Origin of the sequence: Frigidibacter albus (assembly GCF_009908165.1) — a bacterium.
GTDB lineage: Bacteria > Pseudomonadota > Alphaproteobacteria > Rhodobacterales > Rhodobacteraceae > Frigidibacter > Frigidibacter albus.
In genome coordinates this window covers 222,468-241,092 of the sequence record NZ_JAAAUC010000007.1, presented here as the reverse complement: position 1 = coordinate 241,092, position 18,625 = coordinate 222,468, and the positions used below count along the sequence as shown (strand labels likewise).

Genomic DNA, 18,625 nt, shown 5'->3' with positions numbered 1-18,625 from the left:
CATCAGTCCTCCATCGCCTCCAGCTCGTCGATCATCCCCGCGATCATGCCAAGCCCCTTGTCCCAGAAGGCGGGGTCGCTGGCATCGAGCCCGAAGGGCGCCAGCAACTCCTTGTGGTGCTTGGACCCTCCGGCGCGAAGCATGTCGAAGTACTTCTCCTCGAAGCCTGGCAGCCCTTCCTCGTAAGCGGCGTAAAGCGCGTTCACCAGCCCGTCGCCGAAGGCATAGGCATAGACGTAGAAGGGCGAATGCACGAAGTGGGGGATGTAGGACCAGAAGGTTTCATACCCCTCCATGAAGTCGAAGACCGGGCCTAGGCTTTCGGCCTGGATGCTCATCCACAGCGCATTGATGTCCTCGGGCGTCAGCTCGCCCTCGCGCCGTGCGGCGTGCAGCTTGCACTCGAAATCGTAGAAGGCGATCTGCCGCACGACGGTGTTGATCATGTCCTCGACCTTGCCGGCCAGCAGGATCTTGCGCTCGGCCGGGGTTTTCGCCGCCTCCAGCAGCTTGCGGAAGGTCAGCATCTCGCCGAAGACGCTGGCGGTTTCGGCCAGAGTGAGCGGCGTCGAGGACAGCATCTCGCCCTGGCCCGCCGCCAGCACCTGATGCACCCCGTGGCCCAGCTCATGCGCCAGCGTCATCACGTCGCGCGGTTTGCCAAGGTAGTTCAGCATCACATAGGGATGCACCTCGGTGACGGTGGGGTGCGCAAAAGCGCCGGGCGCCTTGCCGGGCTTCACGCCCGCATCGATCCAACCCTTGTCGAAGAACGGCTCGGCCAGCTTGGCCATCTCGGGCGAGAAGGCTGCATAGGCATCCATCACCATCGCGCGGGCGGTGGGCCAATCGACCACGCGCACATCCTCGGTCGGCAGCGGCGCGTTGCGGTCCCAGACCTGCAAGCGGTCCAGCCCCATCCATTTCGCCTTCAGCGCATAATAGCGATGGCTGAGCCGCGGATAGGCGGCGACCACCGCATCGCGCAGCGCCTGCACCACCTCGGGCTCCACATGGTTCGACAGGTGCCGGCCATATTGCGGGGTCGGCATCTTGCGCCAGCGGTCCTCGATGTCCTTTTCCTTGGCCAGCGTGTTGTGGACGCGGGCGAACAGCTTCACGTTCCGCGCGAACACCGCCGCCAGCGCCCTTGCGCCCGCCTCGCGTTTCGCGCGCACGGGGTCCGAGAGCAGGTTCAGCGTCGCCTCCAGGTTCAGCGGCTCCGCCTCGCCCTCCACCTCGAACATCAGCCCGGCCATCGTCTCGTCGAACAGCCGGTTCCAGGCGGCGGCGCCAACGGTGGACTGGTCGTGCAGGAACTTCTCCATCTCGTCCGACAGCTGGTGCGGGCGCATGGCGCGCATCCGGTCGAAGACGGGGGTGTAGCGGGCGAGGTCGGCACTTTCCTCCAGCAGGGCGGCCAGATGCTCATCGGGCAGGCGGTTGAACTCCAGGCTGAAGAACACCAGCGGCGTGGTGAAATCGGTCACCTTGTCCTGGGCATCGGCCATGAACTTGGCGCGGCCGGCATCGAGCGTGTTCTGGTAATAGCGCAGGCCCGCATAGGACATGATCCGCCCCGCCACCGTCTCGATCCGCTCATAGCGGTGGACACAAGCCAGCATGGCATCCGCATCGAGATCGGCCAGCCGCCCCTCGAAATCGTCGGCGAAATCGCGGCAGGCCTGCTCGAGCCAGACCATGTCATTGGCGAACTCGGCTGCATCCGGCGCGGGGTAGAGGTCGGTCAGGTCCCATTCGGGCAGATCGCCGAACGCGCCGCCAGCGGCCGGGTTCGCGTCATGCAGCGGGCGGGGAAGGCGGATCGGCATCGGGAAACCTCATCTTTGTGCTGCCCCAGACATAGGGGCGCGGGGGCGCGGGGTGCAAGGGTGGCCAGCGCGCGGACCACAGATCGCGGCTAGCGCCGCGCGCCCAGCAGATCCCGCGCCGTCTCCAGCGTATCTGCCTCGGACGCAGGCTTGTCGCGCCGCCAGCGCAGCATCCGCGGAAAGCGCAGGGCGATGCCCGACTTGTGGCGCGGGCTGTCCTGAATGCCCTCGAAGGCGATCTCGAACACCAGTTGCGGCGTGACCCGCCGCACCGGGCCAAACCGCTCCAGTGTGTTCTTGCGCACCCAGGCGGTGATCTCGCCGAACTCGGCATCGGTGAGGCCGCTATAGGCCTTGGTCACCGGCACCAGCTCGTCGCCCTGCCACAGCGCGAAGGTGAAATCGGTGTAGAGGTTGGCGCGCCGGCCATGCCCGGCCTGGGCATAGACCATCACCGCGTCGAAGGTCATGGGATCGAGCTTCCATTTCCACCAGTCCCCCCGCTTGCGCCCGACGTGGTAGGGCGAGGCGAGGCGTTTGATCATAACCCCTTCCGCCCCCGCCGCTGCCGCCCCGGCGCGCAAGGCGGCCAGTGCAGGCCAATCCACGAAGGGCAGGGGCGGCGACAGCCGGAAGGGGGCGCTGGCGGGCACATCTTCGGCCAACCGCCGCAGCGCGCTTTGCCGCACGGCCAGCGGCTCCGCCCGGATGTCGCGGCCTGCCTCCTCCAGCAGGTCATAGGCCATCAGGATCACCGGCGTTTCGGCCAGCAGCTTCCTGGGCACCGTCTTGCGCCCGATGCGCTTTTGCAGGGCAGCAAAGGGCAGCGGCGCCCCTGCGGCCGAAAACGCCAGGATCTCCCCATCGATCACCGTCCCATCGGGCAGCCGGTCCGAAAGCTCCCCCAGTTCGGGAAACCGGTCCGTCACCAGCTCCTCCCCCCGCGACCACAGCGTGAACCGCCCGCCGCGCAGCACCGCCTGGCCGCGGATGCCGTCCCATTTCCAGTCCGCCGCCCAGTCCTCCGGTGGCCCGAGCGCCTCCGGCGCCTGCTCCAGCGCATGGGCGAGGCAGAACGGATAGGGCCGTGCCAGGTTGGCGCCGGGGTCATTGGTCAGCACCAGGGCGGCAAAGGTCGTGCTGTCCGGCGTCCAGTCGCCCATCAGTCGCAGCGCAAGGTCCGGCTCGGCAATCCCCGTCGCCTGCGCCAGCGCCCGGGTCATCAGCCCCTGCGCCACCCCCATGCGAAACCCGCCGGTGATCAGCTTGTTGAACATGAATCGCTCGGTCCCCTCCAGCGCCGTCCAGGCCGCCAGCACCGCATCGCGCCGCTCCGGCTCGGGCAGGGCGACAAGGCTGCGGATGCGGGTAATCCAGTCGGTCAGCGCCGCCGCCTCGGGCGCCTCCGGGGGCGGCAGGATCAGCGCAATGGTCTCGGCCAGATCACCGGTCACCGCATAGCTCTCCTCGAACAGCCAGCCCGGCAGCCCCGCCACCTCCGCCGCCCACTCCGCCAGCCGGGTGGCATTCACCGCCCGCTTCGGCCGCCGCCCTGACAGCAGCGCGATGGTCCACAGCCGGTCCTGATCCGGCGCCTCGCGGAAATAGGCCGCCAGCGCGGCGGTCTTCTCGGACGTGCGCGTGGTGGTATCGAGCGCAGCGAACAGCGCGGCAAACCGCTTCATTGCGCGGCCTCCATGCCAAAGACGCCTTGCCCTTCTTGCTGGCAAAAATATCCCGGGGGGAGCCGAAGGCGGGGGGCAGCGCCCCCCTCCGCCGCCAGCCGCAAGCGCACCGTCATTCGGCCACCTCCGCTGCCTCGGCCTCGTCCCCCTGCCAGTCCGTCGCCACGATCCCTGCGTCATAGCCCTGACCCTCCAGCCAGCGCCGGAACACCGTCGTATAGCCATGCGTCACGAACACTCGCCCCGCCCCGGTCTCGCGGATCGCGGTGTTCAGCCCGTCCCAATCGGCATGGTCGGAAATCACGAAGCCCCGGTCCACCGACCGCCGCCGCCGGATCCCGCGCAGGCGCATCCAGCCTGACGCGAACCCTTCGGAGGCCGGTCCGAACCGCCGCGCCCAAGGCGTGCCAAGCGCGGCGGGCGGCGCCAGCACCAGCGCGCCGGGATGCGATCTTGCATCCACCCCCGGCACCACGCGGATCGTCTCGGGCAGGCGCAGCCCCTCGGCCCGCAGGATCGCCGTCATCTCCTCCACCGCGCCATGGGTCAGGATCGGGCCGATCCCGGGATCGAGCCCCGCCAGCAGCCGCTGTGCCTTGCCAAGGCTATAGGCCCCCAGCACCGAGGCGCGGCCGTCAGCGGCATTCCCCGCCCACCAGCGGTTCACCTCGGCGCGGATTTCGGCCTCGGGGCGCCAGCGGAACACCGGCAGGCCGAAGGTGCATTCGCTGATGAAGGTATCACAGCGCACCGGCTCGAACGGCTCCGAGAGGCCATCGGGAGCGATCTTGTAATCCCCCGACACCACCCAGACCTCGCCCGCCACCTCGACCCGCACCTGCGCCGAGCCCGGGACATGCCCCGCTGGATGCAGGCTGACGGTGGCGCCGCCGATCCGCAGCGGCACCCCGAATTCCAGCGCCTGCGCGGTGATCGGGCCGAGGCGGTGGCGCATCGCGGCAAGGCTGCGGGGGGTGGCGAGGTAATGGCCCATCCCGTTGCGGGCATGGTCGGAATGGGCATGGGTGACGATCGCCCGGTCCACCGGGCGCCAGGGGTCGATGTAGAAATCCCCGGCGGGGCAATGGATGCCCCGGTCGGTGAAGCCAAGAACCGGATCGCGTGCCATTCCCTGAACTTAGGCTGCCCGCCGGCAAAGGGAAGCCGCTCAGGCGGGCATCCGCTGCGGGCCGCTCAGGCGGCCATTCGCCGCGGCGCGCGAAGCCGCAGGCCGGCGCGCATGTTCATCCCCAGCAACGCAAGGTTGACCAGCCCCGCCAACATTTCCAGCCGCTGCAGCCAGAAGAAGCGATCCTCGACTAACCCCTTGCTGGCAAGCCACCACAAGGCCACGGCCAGGGGCAGCAGCACCAGCAGGCCATTGGCGGCGATGACGCGCATCCGCCGGATCTTGGCGGCGATCTCGGGCCGTTTCCAGCCGCGCCCGAGGACGGCCCCGCTGATCCCGGCCCCGGCCAGCGCCGGGATCAGCACCAGGCCGATGCCCCACAGGATCGTCCCGCGCGCGGCGAGGATGTCTTCGGGAGAACCGCTTGCCGCGGCCCGCCACAGCAGGGCCTGGAAGGCGAGGATGGTCAGCATGGCGATACCGCCGGCGGCGGCGTGGAGTTTGGCTTTGGCGGGACGGGACAGCATGACGAGTCGCTCCATATGAATAGGATGCTATCCATATACGGCTTGAATAGCGTGCTATGCAAGTGGCAAGGTGCCGCATGACCTTCGACAAGACACGCTCCGCCGGCTACCTCGCCAACCACCTCGCGCGGCTCTTCGCGCAGCATCTGGCCGCCGGGATCGCCCCCCTCGGCCTCGCGCCGGCGCAGTTCATGGCGCTGCTGGAGTTGTGGCGCGAGGATGGGCTGACCCAGGCCGAGCTTTGCGCAAGGCTGGATGTGGAGCAGGCGACGATGGCCGGCACGCTCGGTCGCATGGCGCGGGACGGGCTGATCGAGCGGCGGGCGCATCCCGCGGACCGCCGGGCGCAGACGGTGCATCTGACGGACCGGGCCCGCGCGCTGGAGGCGCCGGCGACCGAAGCGGCGCGGGCCGTGAACGCGCGGGCACTTGCCGCATTGCCCGAGGCGGAGCGGGCCCCCTTCGTGGCATCCCTGCACCGGATCACCGAGGAAATGCGCCGACGCAAACCCTGATTGCGCGCGAAACCGCACAAAAAACGGGCATCTGCCCGAATTATGGCAACACTTTGGCGGCCTTCGGCGTTAACATCATGCGGTGCCTTCCCCTGTCTGGCGCCGCTGCCTAACACTTGGGGAAACGCCCCTGAATCGTCGGGGGACAACAGGGCGGGACATCGGCACGAGTGATGGCGACCGAGTATTTCAACGAGATGTATGAGGGGGGTGCCGTGCGGGCACCCTATGCGCGGCTCGAGGACTGGATGCGTTCCATGCCTGCCGAATTGCGCCAGATGAAACAGGCCGAGGCGGAGGATCTGTTCCGGCGCATCGGCATCACCTTCGCCGTCTATGGCGAGGGCGGCGATCCCGACCGCCTGATCCCCTTCGACATGTTCCCGCGGGTCTTCGCGCAGGATGAATGGCGCAAGCTGGAACGCGGCATCAAGCAGCGGGCGCGGGCGCTGAACGCCTTCCTCGTCGATGTCTATGGCCGGGGCGAGATCGTGAAGGCGGGCAAGATCCCCTCGCGCCTCGTCTATCGCAACGAGGCCTATGAAAAGGCCGTGTCCGGCTTCGTGCCGCCGCGGGGCGTGTTCAGCCATATCGTCGGCATCGACATCGTGCGCACCGGGCCGGGCGATTTCTTCGTGCTGGAAGACAATTGCCGCACGCCAAGCGGCGTCAGCTACATGCTGGAAAACCGCGAGATCATGATGCGGATGTTCCCGGCGCTGTTCCAGAACAACCGGATCGAGCCGGTAGACAACTATTCCGACCTGCTGCGCCGGACGCTGGCCAGCGTCGCCCCGGCAAAATGCGACCGCGATCCGACCATCGTGATCCTCACCCCGGGGCATTTCAACAGCGCCTATTACGAGCACAGCTTCCTTGCCGACCTGATGGGCGTGGAACTGGTCGAGGGCGCGGACCTGTTCGTGGAAAACGGCTTCGTCTGGATGCGCACCACCGAAGGCCCGAAGAAGGTGGATGTGATCTACCGCCGCATTGATGACAGCTACCTTGACCCGCTCTGCTTCCGCCCGGATTCGATGCTGGGCGTGCCGGGGCTGATGGATGTCTACCGCTCGGGCGGCGTCACCATCTGCTCGGCGCCGGGGGCCGGGGTCGCCGATGACAAGGCGGTCTATACCTTCGTGCCCGACATGGTGCGCTTCTATCTGGGCGAGGAGCCGATCCTGAACAACGTTCCCACCTGGCAATGCGGCAAGACCGACGATCTGAAATACGTGCAGGCCAACCTGAAGGATCTGGTGGTGAAAGAGGTCCACGGATCAGGCGGCTACGGGATGCTGGTCGGGCCAAAATCCACGCAAGAGCAGATCGAGTATTTCGCCGGCCGCATCGCTGCCGACCCCGACAACTACATCGCCCAGCCGACGCTGGCGCTGTCCACGGTGCCGACCTTCGTGGAAGAGGGCGTAGCGCCCCGCCACGTGGACCTGCGGCCCTATTGCCTTGTGGGCGAGCGGATCGAACTGGTGCCGGGCGGCCTGACCCGCGTCGCGCTGAAGGATGGCAGCCTGGTCGTGAACTCGTCGCAGGGCGGCGGGGTCAAGGACACCTGGGTACTGGCGGAGTAGAGATCATGCTGAGCCGGACCGCCGACAACCTGTTCTGGATTGCGCGCTACATGGAGCGCGCCGAAACCATGGCCCGCCTGCTGGAAGTGGGGGCGCGCATCGCGCTGCTGCCGTCCGCCGGGCACGGCTACCGCAGCGAATGGGACAGCCTGCTGCAAGCCTCGGGCACCGCCGCGGGCTTCGCCAAGAAATATGGCGACCCGGTGCAGCGCAACATCGAGAGCTACCTGTTCTTCGACCACGACAACTCCTCCTCGGTGGCCTACTGCATCAGCCGGGCGCGCGAAAATGCCCGCATCGTGCGCACCGCGCTGACCACACAGGTCTGGGACGCGCTCAACACCGCCTTTCAGGAAATGCGCCAGTTGGAGCGGACGCCGCGCTCGCAGCTGGAACTGTCGCGGCTGACGGAATGGACGATGCGCCATGCCGCCATGGTCCGCGGGGCGATTGACGCGACCCTGCTGCGCAACGATGGCTGGGACTTCCTCGGCCTTGGCTACAAGCTGGAGCGGGCCGACAACACCGCGCGGCTGATGGACGTGAAGTACTACGTGCTGCTGCCGCGGGCCGATTATGTCGGCTCCGGCCTCGACAATTACCAATGGACCACGCTTCTGCGCGCGATGTCCTCGCACCGGGCCTTCCACTGGGCCTATGGCGGCGACATCACGGCCGGCAAGATCGCGCATTTTCTGATCCTGAACCCGCAATGCCCGCGTTCGCTGATCACCGCGATCGAGGGCGCGACCGGGCATCTCGACCGGCTGGCCAAGGCCTATCACACCACCACCGAGGCGCAGAGCCGGTCGCGCGCCTTGCTGGGGGAGCTGTCCGAGATGACGGTGGATGATATCTTCGAGGAAGGCCTGCACGAATACCTGGGCCGCTTCATCGGTGACGTGGGGGAGGTGTCGCACCTCGTCGGCGAGATTTACCTAAGCGGGGTGGCACGATGATCCTCACGGTCTCGCATATCAGCACCTACAGCTATGACGCCCCCGTGCGCGGCGCGGTGCAAAGCCTGCGGATGACGCCGTCCGTCTGCGACGGGCAGCGGGCGATCCGCTGGAGCATCGAGGTCGTCGGCGGCACCCGCGGCGCCAGCTTCCGCGACGGCGCCGGGGATTGGGTCGAGGGTTGGTCGCTGCGCGGCCCGGTCTCCGAGATCACGGTGAAGGTCACCGGCGAGGTTGCCACCACCGACATGGCCGGCGTGCTGCGCGGCCACCGCGAAACCGTGCCGCCGGAGGCCTATCTGCGCGAAACCGGGCCGACACGGGCCGATTCCGGGCTGATGACGCTGGCGCAAGAGGCGGCGGCCGGCGCCACCGACGCGCTGGACCGCGCCCACCGCATCGCCGCCGCGATCAACGAGGCCATCGCCTATCGCCCCGGATCGACCGACCAGTTCGGCACCGCCGCCGAGGCGCTTGCGCTTGGCGAGGGCGTCTGTCAGGACCACGCCCATGCGCTGATCGCCTGCGCGCGCTTCCTCGACATGCCGGCGCGCTATGTCTCGGGCTATCTGCACGCGGGGGCCGAGGGCACGCCGAACGAGGCCTCGCATGCCTGGGCAGAGGTCTGGATCGACCGGCTGGGCTGGGTCGGCTTCGATGCTTCCAACGCTACCTGCCCTGATGCGCGCTACATCCGCCTCGGCTCGGGTTTCGATGCGCAGGATGCGGCGCCGATCCGGGGTGTGGCACATGGCCGCGTCGCCGAGGCGCTGGATGTGACGGTTGCGGTCGAGGCCGTGCAGCAATAGGGTCGCCGGGCGGGGCGGGGACCGGCGGATTTCGAGGCATTGAGATGACCTATTGCGTGGGCCTTTTGTTGAACGAGGGCATGGTGCTGCTGTCCGACACCCGGACGAATGCCGGGCTCGACAACATCGCGACCTACCGGAAGATGTTCATCTTCGAGGAACCCGGCGAACGGGTGATCGCGATTCTCACCGCCGGCAGCCTGTCCGTCACCCAGACCACCATCGCCCGCCTGCGCGAGGCGATCGACGAACCCGACGCCGATGCCGCCAGCTCGATCATGCTGGCGCCGACGATGCTGAAGGTGGCCGAGATCATCGGCAACACCCTCGCCTCGGTCCGGCAGGACATCGACGAGAAGATGACCGCCGCCAAGGTCAGCACTTCGGCCAGCATGATCGTGGCCGGGCAGCGGGCGGGCGGCGCGATGCGGATGTTCCTGATCTACCCGGAAGGCAACTTCATCGAGGCGACCGATGACACGCCTTTCCTGCAGATCGGCGAGCACAAATACGGCAAGCCGATTCTCGACCGGGTGGTGAAGCCCGCCACCTCGATCTCCGAGGCGCAGAAGGCGGTGCTGCTGTCGATGGATTCGACCCTGCGCTCGAACCTGTCGGTCGGGATGCCGCTGGACCTTGCTGTGATCGAGAAGGACGCCTGCCGGGTGACCTCGCGCCGCCGGATCGAGGCGGGCGACCCTCAGTTCAAGGAAATGAGCGAGGCCTGGTCGGTGGCTTTGCGCGAAAGCTTTACCCAGATAACGATCTGAGGTCAGCCCTCGGCGTCGAACAGGGCCGCCGCGCTGTCATAGAACCGCTGACGCGTGGCCGGCGTCTCCATCATCACCTCATGCTCGGCGCCCGGGATCAGCTCCAGCCGGCCGCCGGGCCAGCGCGCCATCACGCTGCGGATGCGGCCGGTATCGACCACCCGCTCATTGCCGCCCATGACGCACAGGCAGGGCAGGGCGGGTGGCACGCGTCCCGCCAGCGCCCGCGTCTCGCGCAGCGCCTCCAGCAGCCAGTGCAGCGTCGGCCCGCCAAGCGCCAGCTCGGGATGCGCGCGCAATTGCCGCTGCATGAAGGCGTACATGTCCGGATCGGTGGTCAGCACATTGCCGGGGGCGTCGTTGGCCAGCACATAGGTCACCGGCCCGGTCGAGGGCGCATAAAGATGCCCGCGCCGCGCCATCCGCGCGCCGGTGCCGACCGCCCAGGCCAAGGGCCGCGCCGCAACATGGATCTTGATCCCCCACATCGGGGCCGAGAACACGGCCGAGCGGACCGGCAGCCCCTCCTGCAGGGCGCGCAGGCCGATGCTGCCGCCCATCGAATGCGCAATCAGGTGGAAGGGTTCGGGCAGGCCCGCCGCGCGCGCCGCCGCGACCAGTTCCGCCACGTCGAACTGATACTCGGCAAACCGCCCGACATGCCCGCGCGCCGGATCGGCCAGAGGCCGGTCGGCCAGCCCTTGCCCGCGCCAGTCGATGCAGGCCATCGCATAGCCGCGCTCGGCCAGCTCACCCGCGGCGGGCCCATATTTTTCAATGTATTCCGTACGGCCGGGGAACAGCAGCACCGTTCCCTTCGCGCCCTCGCAGGGCCAAAGCGCCACCCGCACCCGCACGCCATCGGCGCAGGTCCGCCACAACGCGATGCCCCCGACGGGGGCATCGGCTATGTCGGTGTAGAGCGGCGCGGGTGCAGCGGCCCCGTCCATCAGGACAGCAGCGCGCCCAGTTGCATCGCCATGCCCATATTGCCATCGACGGTGAGCTTGCCCGTCATGAAGGCCGCGGTGGGGTTGGTGTCACCGCTGAGGATACCCTGAAAGGTCTCGGCAGATGCGGTCAGCGTCACATCGGCATCGTCATCGCCGGCGCGGGCGCCATTGCCGTCGATCATGATGGCGCCTTCGCCGTCGATGACGAACTTGGCAATGCCGGCAAAGCCGTCCGACAGCCGCTCATTCAGGGCGGCCACGGCTGCGGTGATGGTCTCGCTCATGGGTATCCTCCAAAAGTGATGGCCGGGCTCTCGCATTCCCCGGCGCATGCGTTACACTTGTCCATGTTATGCGTATTTTGACAGCCTTGCACAAATATGCCGTGACGGCAGGACTGGCCCTGCTTCTGGCTGCGCCGGTGGCTGCTCAATCGGCAGACACGGACCAGCTGCTGCGCGAACTGGCCGATCCCGCGACCGAGGATTGGCAGCGCGTCGAATCCGACCTGCTGCGCGAATGGTCCAGATCCGGCTCTGCCGCGATGGATCTGCTGCTGCAGCGCGGTCAAGAGGCGCTGGAGGCGGGCGATCCGCTGGCCGCGCTGGAACACCTGACCGCGCTGACCGACCATGCCCCGGAGTTTGCCGAGGGCTGGAACCTGCGCGCTACTGCCTTCTTCGTCGCCGGCCAGTTCGGCCCGGCGCTGGAGGATATCCGCCAGACCCTCGCCCTCAACCCGCAGCACTATGGCGCGCTGGCGGGGCTTGGCATGATTCTCGAACAGCTCGAACGCGAGGAGGACGCCGCGGCGGCCTATCGCGCGGCCCTTGCGGTCAACCCCCACCAGCCCGAACTCAACGAGGCACTGACCCGGCTTGACCAAGCCACCGGGGGCACGGAACTCTAGGAGCCTTCGGATCATGGCGAGCGAGACGAGGATCACGGCGGTCCTCGGGCCGACAAATACTGGCAAGACCCATTATGCCATCGAGCGGATGCTGGCGCACCGCACGGGGGTTATCGGCCTGCCTTTGCGCCTGCTGGCACGCGAGGTCTATGACCGCGTCGTGGAAAAGCGCGGGCCCTCGGTGGTGGCGCTGATCACCGGCGAGGAGCGGATCGTGCCCGAGCGCACCCAGTATTGGGTCTGCACGGTAGAGGCGATGCCCGAGGGAATCGGCGCGGATTTCGTGGCCATCGACGAGATCCAGCTCTGCGCAGACCCGGAGCGGGGGCATGTCTTCACCGACCGCCTGCTGCGCGCGCGCGGGCTGCTGGAAACCATGTTCCTCGGCAGCCATACCATGCGCGGGGCGATTGCCGCGCAGGTGCCGCGGGTGCAGTTCGTCGGGCGTGAGCGGTTTTCGACGCTGACCTATACAGGTTCGAAAAAGATAAGCCGGATGCCCCCGCGCAGTGCTATCGTCGGGTTTTCGGTTGAGAATGTCTATGCCATCGCCGAGCTGATCCGCCGCCAGAAGGGCGGCTGCGCGGTGGTCATGGGCGCGCTCAGCCCCCGCACCCGCAACGCGCAGGTGGCGCTCTACCAGGACGGCGACGTGGATTTTCTCGTCGCCACCGATGCCATCGGCATGGGGCTCAACCTCGACATCGGCCATGTCGCCTTTTCTGCCACCGCCAAGTTCGATGGCCGCCGGATGCGCCACCTGTTCCCGCACGAGCTTGGCCAGATCGCCGGCCGCGCCGGGCGGCACACGCAGTCCGGCACCTTCGGAGTGACCGGCGAGGCGAGCGCCTTTGACGAAGACCTTGTGGATGCCCTCGAAAACCACCGCTTCGCCCCGATCAAGCGGCTCAGCTGGCGCAACTCGGCGCTGGAGTTCGGCACGGTCGAAAAGCTGATCGCCTCGCTGGAAGCGCCCACGAATGACGAATGGCTGACCCGCGCCCGCGAATCCGATGACGTGCTGGCCCTGAAAAGCCTGATCGAGGCCGGCGAGGTGCGCGGCCGCGTGACCGGCCCGAAAGACGTGAAACTGCTCTGGGATGTCTGCCGCATCCCCGACTTCCGCGGCATCTCTGGCGCCGAACATGCCACGCTTCTGACCCGCATCTTCGGCTTCCTGCGCGATGATGGCCATGTCTCCGACGACTGGCTGGCAACGCAGATCAAGCGCATCGACCGGACCGAGGGCGATATCGACGCATTGTCCAAGAGATTGGCGTTTATCCGCACCTGGACCTACATCGCGCAGCGCAAAGGCTGGGTTTCCGACGAAAGCCATTGGCGCGGAGAGACGCGCGCGGTAGAAGACCGCCTGTCGGATGCGCTGCATGGTGCCCTGACCCAGCGTTTCGTGGACCGGCGCACCAGCGTATTGCTGCGGCGGCTCAAGCAGAAGGAGAGCCTTGTGGCCGAGGTTAACGACAAGGGCGAAGTGACGGTCGAGGGCGAGTTCGCCGGCCGTCTCGAAGGTTTCCGCTTCCAGCAGGACGCAAGCTCGTCCCCCGATGCGGCGCGCACGCTGCGGCAGGCGGCCTATGAATCGCTGCGCCCCGAGTTCAGCCTGCGGGCCGACCGGTTCTACAACGCGCCCGATACCGAGCTGGATTTCACCGAACAGGGCGGCCTGATGTGGGGCAGCACTGCGGTGGGCAAGCTGGTCAAGGGCGCCGATGTGCTCAAGCCCGGCGTCGAGGCCTTCGTGGATGACGAGGCTGGCACCGACGTGACCGAGAAGGTCAGGCGGCGCCTGCAGCACTTCATCGACCGCAAGGCCAGCACCCTGTTCGAGCCGCTGCTGGCGATGAGCCGGGATGAAACGCTGACCGGGCTCGCCCGCGGCTTTGCCTTCCGTCTGGTCGAGCAGCTGGGGGTGATCCCGCGCGAGACTGTTGCGGCCGAGGTGAAAGAGCTCGACCAGGAGGCGCGGTCTGCCCTGCGCAAGCATGGCGTGCGCTTTGGCCAGTACACGATTTTCCAGCAGGCGTTGCTGAAACCCGCCCCGACCCGGCTGCGGCTGGTGCTGTGGAGCCTTGCCAACAACCTGGACGAATTCCCCCAAAGCCCACCCCCGGGCCTCGTGACGATCCCGAACATTCAGGACGTGCCGAAGACCTATTATACCCTGTCGGGCTACCACCCCGCCGGCACCCGCGCGATCCGCATCGACATGCTGGAGCGGCTTGCAGACCTTCTGCGCGCCAAGGACAGCCGCGCCGGGTTCGAGGCGACGGCCGACATGCTGTCGATCACCGGCATGACGCTGGAGCAGTTCGCCGACCTGATGGGCGGTCTGGGCTACAGGGGCGAGAAGGCCGAGCGCGCCAAGGGAAAACCCGAGGCGAAGGCGGACGTGAAGGCGGAGGCTCCGGCCGCTGTCGAGCCTGTGGCCGAAGCCATCCCCGAGGATGTCTCGGCAGAGCCCCCCGAGCCCGGCATTGAGTCCGGTGCCGAGGCTGCGTCGATGACCTCGCCCGAGGCCGCCCAGGCCGCTGCGGAAGAGCTGGGGGCAGAGCCTGTGGCTGAACCGGAGGCAGAGCCTGCGGTTGAAGCAGCCGCCGCGCCGGAAGGGGAAGCGGAAGCTGTCTCCGAACTTGCCGCTGATCCCGCTGCGAACCCGATCCCCGAGGGCGAATCGGCTGTTCCGGCGGCCGAGCTGGAAACCTACTACACCTTCGTCTGGGCACCGCGTCCGCGCGGCAACCGCGGCGAGCCGCGAGGCGAGCGTGGCCCGCGCCGTGAGGGGGGCGCTCCGCAGGGTCAGCGCCGCGACGCTGCCGCCCCGGGCGCCGAGCGCGCGCCGCGTGAAAAGCGCGAGCCCCGTTCGCAGGGGGATCGCCCGCAGGGTGACAAGCCTCAAGGTGACCGTCCCCAGGGCGAGCGTCCCCAGGGTGACCGCCCGCAAGGTGACCGTCCGCAAGGTGACCGGCCCCGCGGCGAGGGCAAGCCGCGCGAGGACCGCCACGGCGGCAAGCCCGGCGGCAAACCCTCGGGCAAATACGGCGACAAGGGCGGCAAGCCCCGCAGCCGCGAGGAAGACCGCCCGCGCAGCTACGAGGCGCGCCCCCCCAAGGAGCAGAAGATCGACCCGGACAACCCCTTTGCCGTTCTGGCGGCCTTGCGCGACCGGAAGTAACCCTTGCCGGAGGCGCGGCTGACGCTCCGTCTCGACAAATGGCTGGTCTTCGCAAGGGTGGCGAAGACCCGGGGTACGGCGGCTGCGCTGGTCGAGGCGGGGCATGTCCGCGTCAACGGCCAGCGGGTGCAGCGCCCGGCGCACCCGGTGGGGCCGGGGGACACCCTGACCCTGCCGCAAGGCGCCCGCATCCGCCTGCTGCGGATCCTCTTCTGCGGCACACGCCGCGGCCCGGCCGCAGAGGCCGCCGCGCTCTACCTCGATCTCGACGCCCCGCCCCCGGAAACGCCCGTGCCGCAGTCGCCCCAAGGCCCGGAACACGCGTCCTGATCCGTGCCCGAACGCCGCAGCGCCGGTCTTTCCTGCGCAGCCGCGCTTGATCCCTGCCGCGGCGAGGGATAACACCCCTGAAAAGCCAGAGCTTCGTGAAGGCCCGCCATGACCTATGTCGTCACCGACAACTGCATCGCCTGCAAATACACCGACTGTGTCGAGGTCTGTCCCGTGGACTGCTTCTACGAGGGTGAGAACACGCTGGTGATCCACCCCGACGAGTGTATCGATTGCGGGGTCTGCGAGCCGGAATGCCCCGCCGATGCCATCCGCCCGGATACCGAGCCGGACATGGACAAGTGGGTGGAATTCAATCGGAAATACTCCGAGATGTGGCCGGTCATCACCCAGAAGCGCGACCCGCTGCCCGAGGCGGCCGAGCGCGATGGCGAGAGCGGCAAGCTGGAGAAATACTTCAGCGAAGCCCCCGGTCAGGGCGACTGAGTCGCGCCGATTCGGACCGAGTCGCTGCGGGCAGGCTTGATCGGCTGCCGACGGGCGCCTGCCCTGCGCCCTGCAGGGGCTTGAGATTCCACGCACTCCTGCCGCAGCGCGGCTGCGCAGGGCCCCGTTTTCCGCGCCGCTTTGAAATCGCGGAATTTTCTGCTATATTTCCTTCACAATGGACCTGGATACCTGACCCCATCCGCGGCGCTGCTCGCCCGTGAGGTGGTTTCTCAGCGCCAAAATGAAGTTGATTGCGGGGGCCATCGCGCCGCCGCGGTGGAATTTCTTGGCTTTGAGGCAGGGTGCCGTGCAAGGAAACGACTGAATGACCAAGACCAAGAAATCCGATTTCCGCCCCAACGACTTCGTCGTCTACCCGGCGCATGGCGTTGGCAAGATCATCTCGATCGAAGAGCAGGAGATCGCCGGCCTGAAGCTGGAACTGTTCGTGATCTCGTTCGAAAAGGACAAGATGACCCTGCGCGTGCCGACCCACAAGGCGACCGAGATCGGGATGCGCTCGCTCTCGACCCCCGACGTGGTGACCCGCGCGCTGGAGACGCTGAAGGGCAAGGCCAAGGTCAAGCGGGCGATGTGGTCGCGCCGGGCGCAGGAATATGAACAGAAGATCAACTCCGGCGACCTGATGGCGATTGCCGAGGTGGTCCGCGACCTGCACCGCACCGATGACCAGCGCGAGCAGTCCTATTCCGAGCGCCAGCTGTATGAAGCCGCGCTGGAACGGCTGACCCGCGAAGTCGCCGCCGTATCGGGCGTGGACGAGGCCGGCGCCGCGAAGAAGGTCGATGACGTGCTGGTATCGCGCGCCGCCTGAGGGTTGCGGATAGGAGATGGAAGGGGCCGCGGGGTGATCCGCGGCCTTTTGCATTTGGTCAGCCTGTGTCGAGCCGTTCAGGTCGGGCGGGAAAAGGCGAGGCACTGCCTCGCCCCGCCCGCCCGGAGAGCGGAGAGGTCGCTCCCTGGCGAAGGCGATGGCCTTCGCCAGGGAGTGAGGGGCGGGGAGGGGCAAGCGGCGCCTGCGGCCCTCGACTGCTGACCCGCCTCACGCCGCCGGCTTCTGCCCCTCCTGCGCGGCGAAATGTTCGGTCAGCGCCGCTTCCAGCTCGCGGCTCAGCTCCTGGCTGCGGGCGAGGTATTCGGCATTCTCTTCGACCGGAATCCCCGGCTTCCAGACCTGCGCCAGATCGCGCACGGCCGCCCGGTCGAGCTTGAAGAAGATCCGCTCCGCCTCCGCCGCCTCGAAATCCGACAGGCCGGAGTTCTCCAGCACATAGCGCGCCGCCCGCAGGCTGCTGTCGAACAGCTCGCGCACGATGTCGTTCGCCCCGGCCTTGTACAGCTCGAACACATGCACCCGGTCGCGGGCGCGGGCGATGATGTGCAGGTCGGGCCGCATCCGCCGCGCATAGCTGACCAGCCGGATCGCGGCTTCCTTGTTGTCGAGGCACACCACCAGGATCTTCGCCTTGTCCAGCCCCGCCGCCTTCAGCAGTTCGGGCCGGGTCGGGTCGCCGAAATAGCCCTTGAAGCCGAATTTCCGCATCAGCCGGATGGTGGCAAGGTCATGGTCCAGCACCGTGGTCCTGAAGCCGGACATGGTGACCATCCGGTTCACCACCTGCCCGAACCGGCCGATCCCGGCGATGATGATCGGCTCTGGCGCATCGATGTCATCGGCCTTGGCGGGCTCGGCGCTGTCGGTCAGCCGGCGCGCAAGGTAGTCGTGCAGGATGAAGAACAGCGGCGTCAGCAGCATCGACAGCGCCACCACCATCATCAGCACCTGCGCCGTGCCGGCCGGCAGGATGCGCTGGCCCAGGGCAAAGGACACCAGCACGAAGCCGAACTCCCCCGCCTGCGCCAGCCCCAGCGTGAACAGCCAGCGGTCGCGCCCGTGGATCCCGAAGATCCGCGCCAGCACATACAGCACCGCGCCCTTGGCCCCCATCAGCGCCAGCGTCAGCCCGATCAGCTGCGCGGGGGCACTGAACAGCAGGCCCGTATCGATCCCGGCGCCGACGGTGATGAAGAACAGACCCAGCAGCAGCCCCTTGAACGGCGCGATGTCCGATTCCAGCTCGTGCCGGAACTCCGAGTTGGCCAGCACCACCCCCGCAAGGAAGGTGCCAAGCGCCGGCGACAGGCCGACCAGCGTCATCAGCGAGGCGATGCCCACCACGATTGCCAGCGCCAGCGCAGTGTTGATCTCGCGCAGCCGCGCGGCATGGACCCAGTGGAAGGCAGGGCGGATCAGGTAATGCCCCGCCAGCACCACCGCCGCCACCGCGCCAAGCGTCACCAGCGTCACCCCCCAGCCCGGCAGGCCCTGGATCATGCTGACCGCGGCATGTTCCCCGTGCGAGGCATCGGCCTGCGCCAGCGCCCGCGCGCCCGGCAGCGCCAGCAGCGGCAGCAGCGCCAGCATCGGGATCACCGCAATGTCCTGGGTCAGCAGCACCGCAAAGGTGGACCGCCCGCCCGCCGTCTGCATCAGCCGCTTTTCATCCAGCGTTTGCAGCACGATGGCGGTGGATGACAGCGCAAGGATCGCCCCCACCGCCAGCGCCACGCGCCATTCCTGCCCGAAGGCCAGACACAGGGCGCCGACCAGCAGCATGGTGCCCACCACCTGCAACCCGCCAAGCCCGATCAGCTTGTCGCGCATCGCCCACAGCGCCCGCGGCTCCAGCTCCAGCCCGATCAGGAACAGCATCATCACCACGCCGAATTCGGCGAAATGCTGAAGGTCGGCCATTTCCGATCCGACCAGCCCCAGCACCGGCCCGATCACCACGCCCGCCAGCAGGTATCCCAGCACCGAGCCAAGCCCCAGCCGCGAGGCAATGGGCACGGCGATCACCATCGCGATCAGGTAAAGAGTGGCCTGGAAAAGGAAGGCGTCCATATCGGTCCGGTCAATGAAGGTGCAAGGCCCGGGGCGGGATGCGCGTGC

General features: G+C 67.7%; 17 protein-coding genes. 10 read left to right on the top strand and 7 right to left on the bottom strand.

Annotated features, from left to right (window positions below):
• Positions 1-2: 2 nt before the first annotated feature.
• From GVY41_RS12805 to GVY41_RS12790, 4 genes are all read right to left on the bottom strand, one after another.
• Positions 3-1,832 carry a M3 family oligoendopeptidase gene (locus GVY41_RS12805; RefSeq protein ID WP_161346671.1) on the bottom strand — a complete coding sequence of 610 codons (1,830 nt, stop codon included), beginning with the start codon at positions 1,830-1,832 and terminating at the stop codon, positions 3-5.
• Positions 1,833-1,921: 89 nt separating this feature from the next.
• Positions 1,922-3,517: an ATP-dependent DNA ligase gene (locus GVY41_RS12800; RefSeq protein WP_161346673.1), complete on the bottom strand. Its 1,596-nt coding sequence runs from the start codon at positions 3,515-3,517 to the stop codon at positions 1,922-1,924.
• A 112-nt stretch (positions 3,518-3,629) separates the two neighbouring features.
• Positions 3,630-4,646, bottom strand: coding sequence for a ligase-associated DNA damage response exonuclease (locus tag GVY41_RS12795; RefSeq protein WP_161346675.1), 1,017 nt, complete (start codon positions 4,644-4,646; stop codon positions 3,630-3,632).
• 65 nt (positions 4,647-4,711) lie between these two features.
• On the bottom strand, positions 4,712-5,173 hold the full coding sequence (locus GVY41_RS12790; protein WP_161346677.1) for a hypothetical protein: 462 nt from the start codon (positions 5,171-5,173) through the stop codon (positions 4,712-4,714).
• A gap of 77 nt (positions 5,174-5,250) precedes the next feature.
• On the opposite strand from GVY41_RS12790, the gene GVY41_RS12785 reads away from it, so the two are divergent.
• The 5 genes from GVY41_RS12785 (at position 5,251) to GVY41_RS12765 (ending at position 9,815) form a co-directional block, all read left to right on the top strand.
• Positions 5,251-5,688, top strand: coding sequence for a MarR family winged helix-turn-helix transcriptional regulator (locus GVY41_RS12785; RefSeq protein ID WP_161346679.1), 438 nt, complete (start codon positions 5,251-5,253; stop codon positions 5,686-5,688).
• Positions 5,689-5,861: 173 nt separating this feature from the next.
• Positions 5,862-7,277, top strand: coding sequence for a circularly permuted type 2 ATP-grasp protein (locus tag GVY41_RS12780; protein ID WP_161346681.1), 1,416 nt, complete (start codon positions 5,862-5,864; stop codon positions 7,275-7,277).
• A 5-nt stretch (positions 7,278-7,282) separates the two neighbouring features.
• Positions 7,283-8,236 (top strand): alpha-E domain-containing protein, encoded by a 954-nt coding sequence (locus GVY41_RS12775; RefSeq protein WP_161346683.1) that lies wholly within the window; start codon positions 7,283-7,285, stop codon positions 8,234-8,236.
• On the top strand, positions 8,233-9,045 hold the full coding sequence (locus GVY41_RS12770; protein ID WP_161346685.1) for a transglutaminase family protein: 813 nt from the start codon (positions 8,233-8,235) through the stop codon (positions 9,043-9,045). The genes GVY41_RS12775 and GVY41_RS12770 overlap by 4 nt, the downstream gene beginning before the upstream one ends.
• 44 nt (positions 9,046-9,089) lie before the next feature.
• Complete coding sequence (locus tag GVY41_RS12765) at positions 9,090-9,815, top strand: proteasome-type protease (RefSeq protein ID WP_161346687.1); 726 nt, start codon at positions 9,090-9,092, stop codon at positions 9,813-9,815.
• A 2-nt stretch (positions 9,816-9,817) separates the two neighbouring features.
• Here the strand turns inward: GVY41_RS12765 and GVY41_RS12760 are convergent, their stop codons facing one another.
• Positions 9,818-10,765 carry an alpha/beta fold hydrolase gene (locus GVY41_RS12760; protein ID WP_161346689.1) on the bottom strand — a complete coding sequence of 316 codons (948 nt, stop codon included), beginning with the start codon at positions 10,763-10,765 and terminating at the stop codon, positions 9,818-9,820.
• On the bottom strand, positions 10,765-11,052 hold the full coding sequence (locus tag GVY41_RS12755) for an SCP2 sterol-binding domain-containing protein (protein ID WP_161346691.1): 288 nt from the start codon (positions 11,050-11,052) through the stop codon (positions 10,765-10,767). The genes GVY41_RS12760 and GVY41_RS12755 overlap by 1 nt, the downstream gene beginning before the upstream one ends.
• Before the next feature lie 68 nt (positions 11,053-11,120).
• On the opposite strand from GVY41_RS12755, the gene GVY41_RS12750 reads away from it, so the two are divergent.
• The 5 genes from GVY41_RS12750 to GVY41_RS12730 all read left to right on the top strand — a co-directional run bounded on the left by GVY41_RS12750 (position 11,121) and on the right by GVY41_RS12730 (position 16,486).
• Positions 11,121-11,678, top strand: a complete 558-nt coding sequence (locus tag GVY41_RS12750; protein WP_161656901.1) for a tetratricopeptide repeat protein — start codon at positions 11,121-11,123, stop codon at positions 11,676-11,678.
• A 13-nt stretch (positions 11,679-11,691) separates the two neighbouring features.
• Complete coding sequence (locus GVY41_RS12745; protein ID WP_161346693.1) at positions 11,692-14,871, top strand: helicase-related protein; 3,180 nt, start codon at positions 11,692-11,694, stop codon at positions 14,869-14,871.
• 3 nt (positions 14,872-14,874) lie between these two features.
• Entirely contained in the window at positions 14,875-15,201 is a 327-nt protein-coding gene (locus GVY41_RS12740) for an RNA-binding S4 domain-containing protein (RefSeq protein WP_161346695.1), read from the top strand.
• Between the two features lie 108 nt (positions 15,202-15,309).
• On the top strand, positions 15,310-15,648 hold the full coding sequence (gene fdxA / locus GVY41_RS12735) for a ferredoxin FdxA (RefSeq protein ID WP_161346697.1): 339 nt from the start codon (positions 15,310-15,312) through the stop codon (positions 15,646-15,648).
• A 328-nt stretch (positions 15,649-15,976) separates the two neighbouring features.
• Positions 15,977-16,486 carry a CarD family transcriptional regulator gene (locus GVY41_RS12730; protein ID WP_161346699.1) on the top strand — a complete coding sequence of 170 codons (510 nt, stop codon included), beginning with the start codon at positions 15,977-15,979 and terminating at the stop codon, positions 16,484-16,486.
• A gap of 228 nt (positions 16,487-16,714) precedes the next feature.
• Here GVY41_RS12730 and GVY41_RS12725 read toward each other — a convergent pair whose 3' ends face one another.
• A complete protein-coding gene (locus GVY41_RS12725; protein WP_161346701.1) occupies positions 16,715-18,577 on the bottom strand; it encodes a monovalent cation:proton antiporter-2 (CPA2) family protein in 1,863 nt (620 codons plus the stop codon).
• Between the last annotated feature and the right edge of the window lie 48 nt (positions 18,578-18,625).

What these genes read in the sequence shown, in the direction of transcription:
- GVY41_RS12805 (WP_161346671.1), bottom strand. Translation starts at nt 1,832, where the DNA reads ATGCCGATCCGCCTTCCCCGCCCGCTGCATGACGCGAACCCGGCCGCT.
- GVY41_RS12800 (WP_161346673.1), bottom strand. Translation starts at nt 3,517, where the DNA reads ATGAAGCGGTTTGCCGCGCTGTTCGCTGCGCTCGATACCACCACGCGC.
- GVY41_RS12795 (WP_161346675.1), bottom strand. Translation starts at nt 4,646, where the DNA reads ATGGCACGCGATCCGGTTCTTGGCTTCACCGACCGGGGCATCCATTGC.
- GVY41_RS12790 (WP_161346677.1), bottom strand. Translation starts at nt 5,173, where the DNA reads ATGCTGTCCCGTCCCGCCAAAGCCAAACTCCACGCCGCCGCCGGCGGT.
- GVY41_RS12785 (WP_161346679.1), top strand. Translation starts at nt 5,251, where the DNA reads ATGACCTTCGACAAGACACGCTCCGCCGGCTACCTCGCCAACCACCTC.
- GVY41_RS12780 (WP_161346681.1), top strand. Translation starts at nt 5,862, where the DNA reads ATGGCGACCGAGTATTTCAACGAGATGTATGAGGGGGGTGCCGTGCGG.
- GVY41_RS12775 (WP_161346683.1), top strand. Translation starts at nt 7,283, where the DNA reads ATGCTGAGCCGGACCGCCGACAACCTGTTCTGGATTGCGCGCTACATG.
- GVY41_RS12770 (WP_161346685.1), top strand. Translation starts at nt 8,233, where the DNA reads ATGATCCTCACGGTCTCGCATATCAGCACCTACAGCTATGACGCCCCC.
- GVY41_RS12765 (WP_161346687.1), top strand. Translation starts at nt 9,090, where the DNA reads ATGACCTATTGCGTGGGCCTTTTGTTGAACGAGGGCATGGTGCTGCTG.
- GVY41_RS12760 (WP_161346689.1), bottom strand. Translation starts at nt 10,765, where the DNA reads ATGGACGGGGCCGCTGCACCCGCGCCGCTCTACACCGACATAGCCGAT.
- GVY41_RS12755 (WP_161346691.1), bottom strand. Translation starts at nt 11,052, where the DNA reads ATGAGCGAGACCATCACCGCAGCCGTGGCCGCCCTGAATGAGCGGCTG.
- GVY41_RS12750 (WP_161656901.1), top strand. Translation starts at nt 11,121, where the DNA reads ATGCGTATTTTGACAGCCTTGCACAAATATGCCGTGACGGCAGGACTG.
- GVY41_RS12745 (WP_161346693.1), top strand. Translation starts at nt 11,692, where the DNA reads ATGGCGAGCGAGACGAGGATCACGGCGGTCCTCGGGCCGACAAATACT.
- fdxA (WP_161346697.1), top strand. Translation starts at nt 15,310, where the DNA reads ATGACCTATGTCGTCACCGACAACTGCATCGCCTGCAAATACACCGAC.
- GVY41_RS12730 (WP_161346699.1), top strand. Translation starts at nt 15,977, where the DNA reads ATGACCAAGACCAAGAAATCCGATTTCCGCCCCAACGACTTCGTCGTC.
- GVY41_RS12725 (WP_161346701.1), bottom strand. Translation starts at nt 18,577, where the DNA reads ATGGACGCCTTCCTTTTCCAGGCCACTCTTTACCTGATCGCGATGGTG.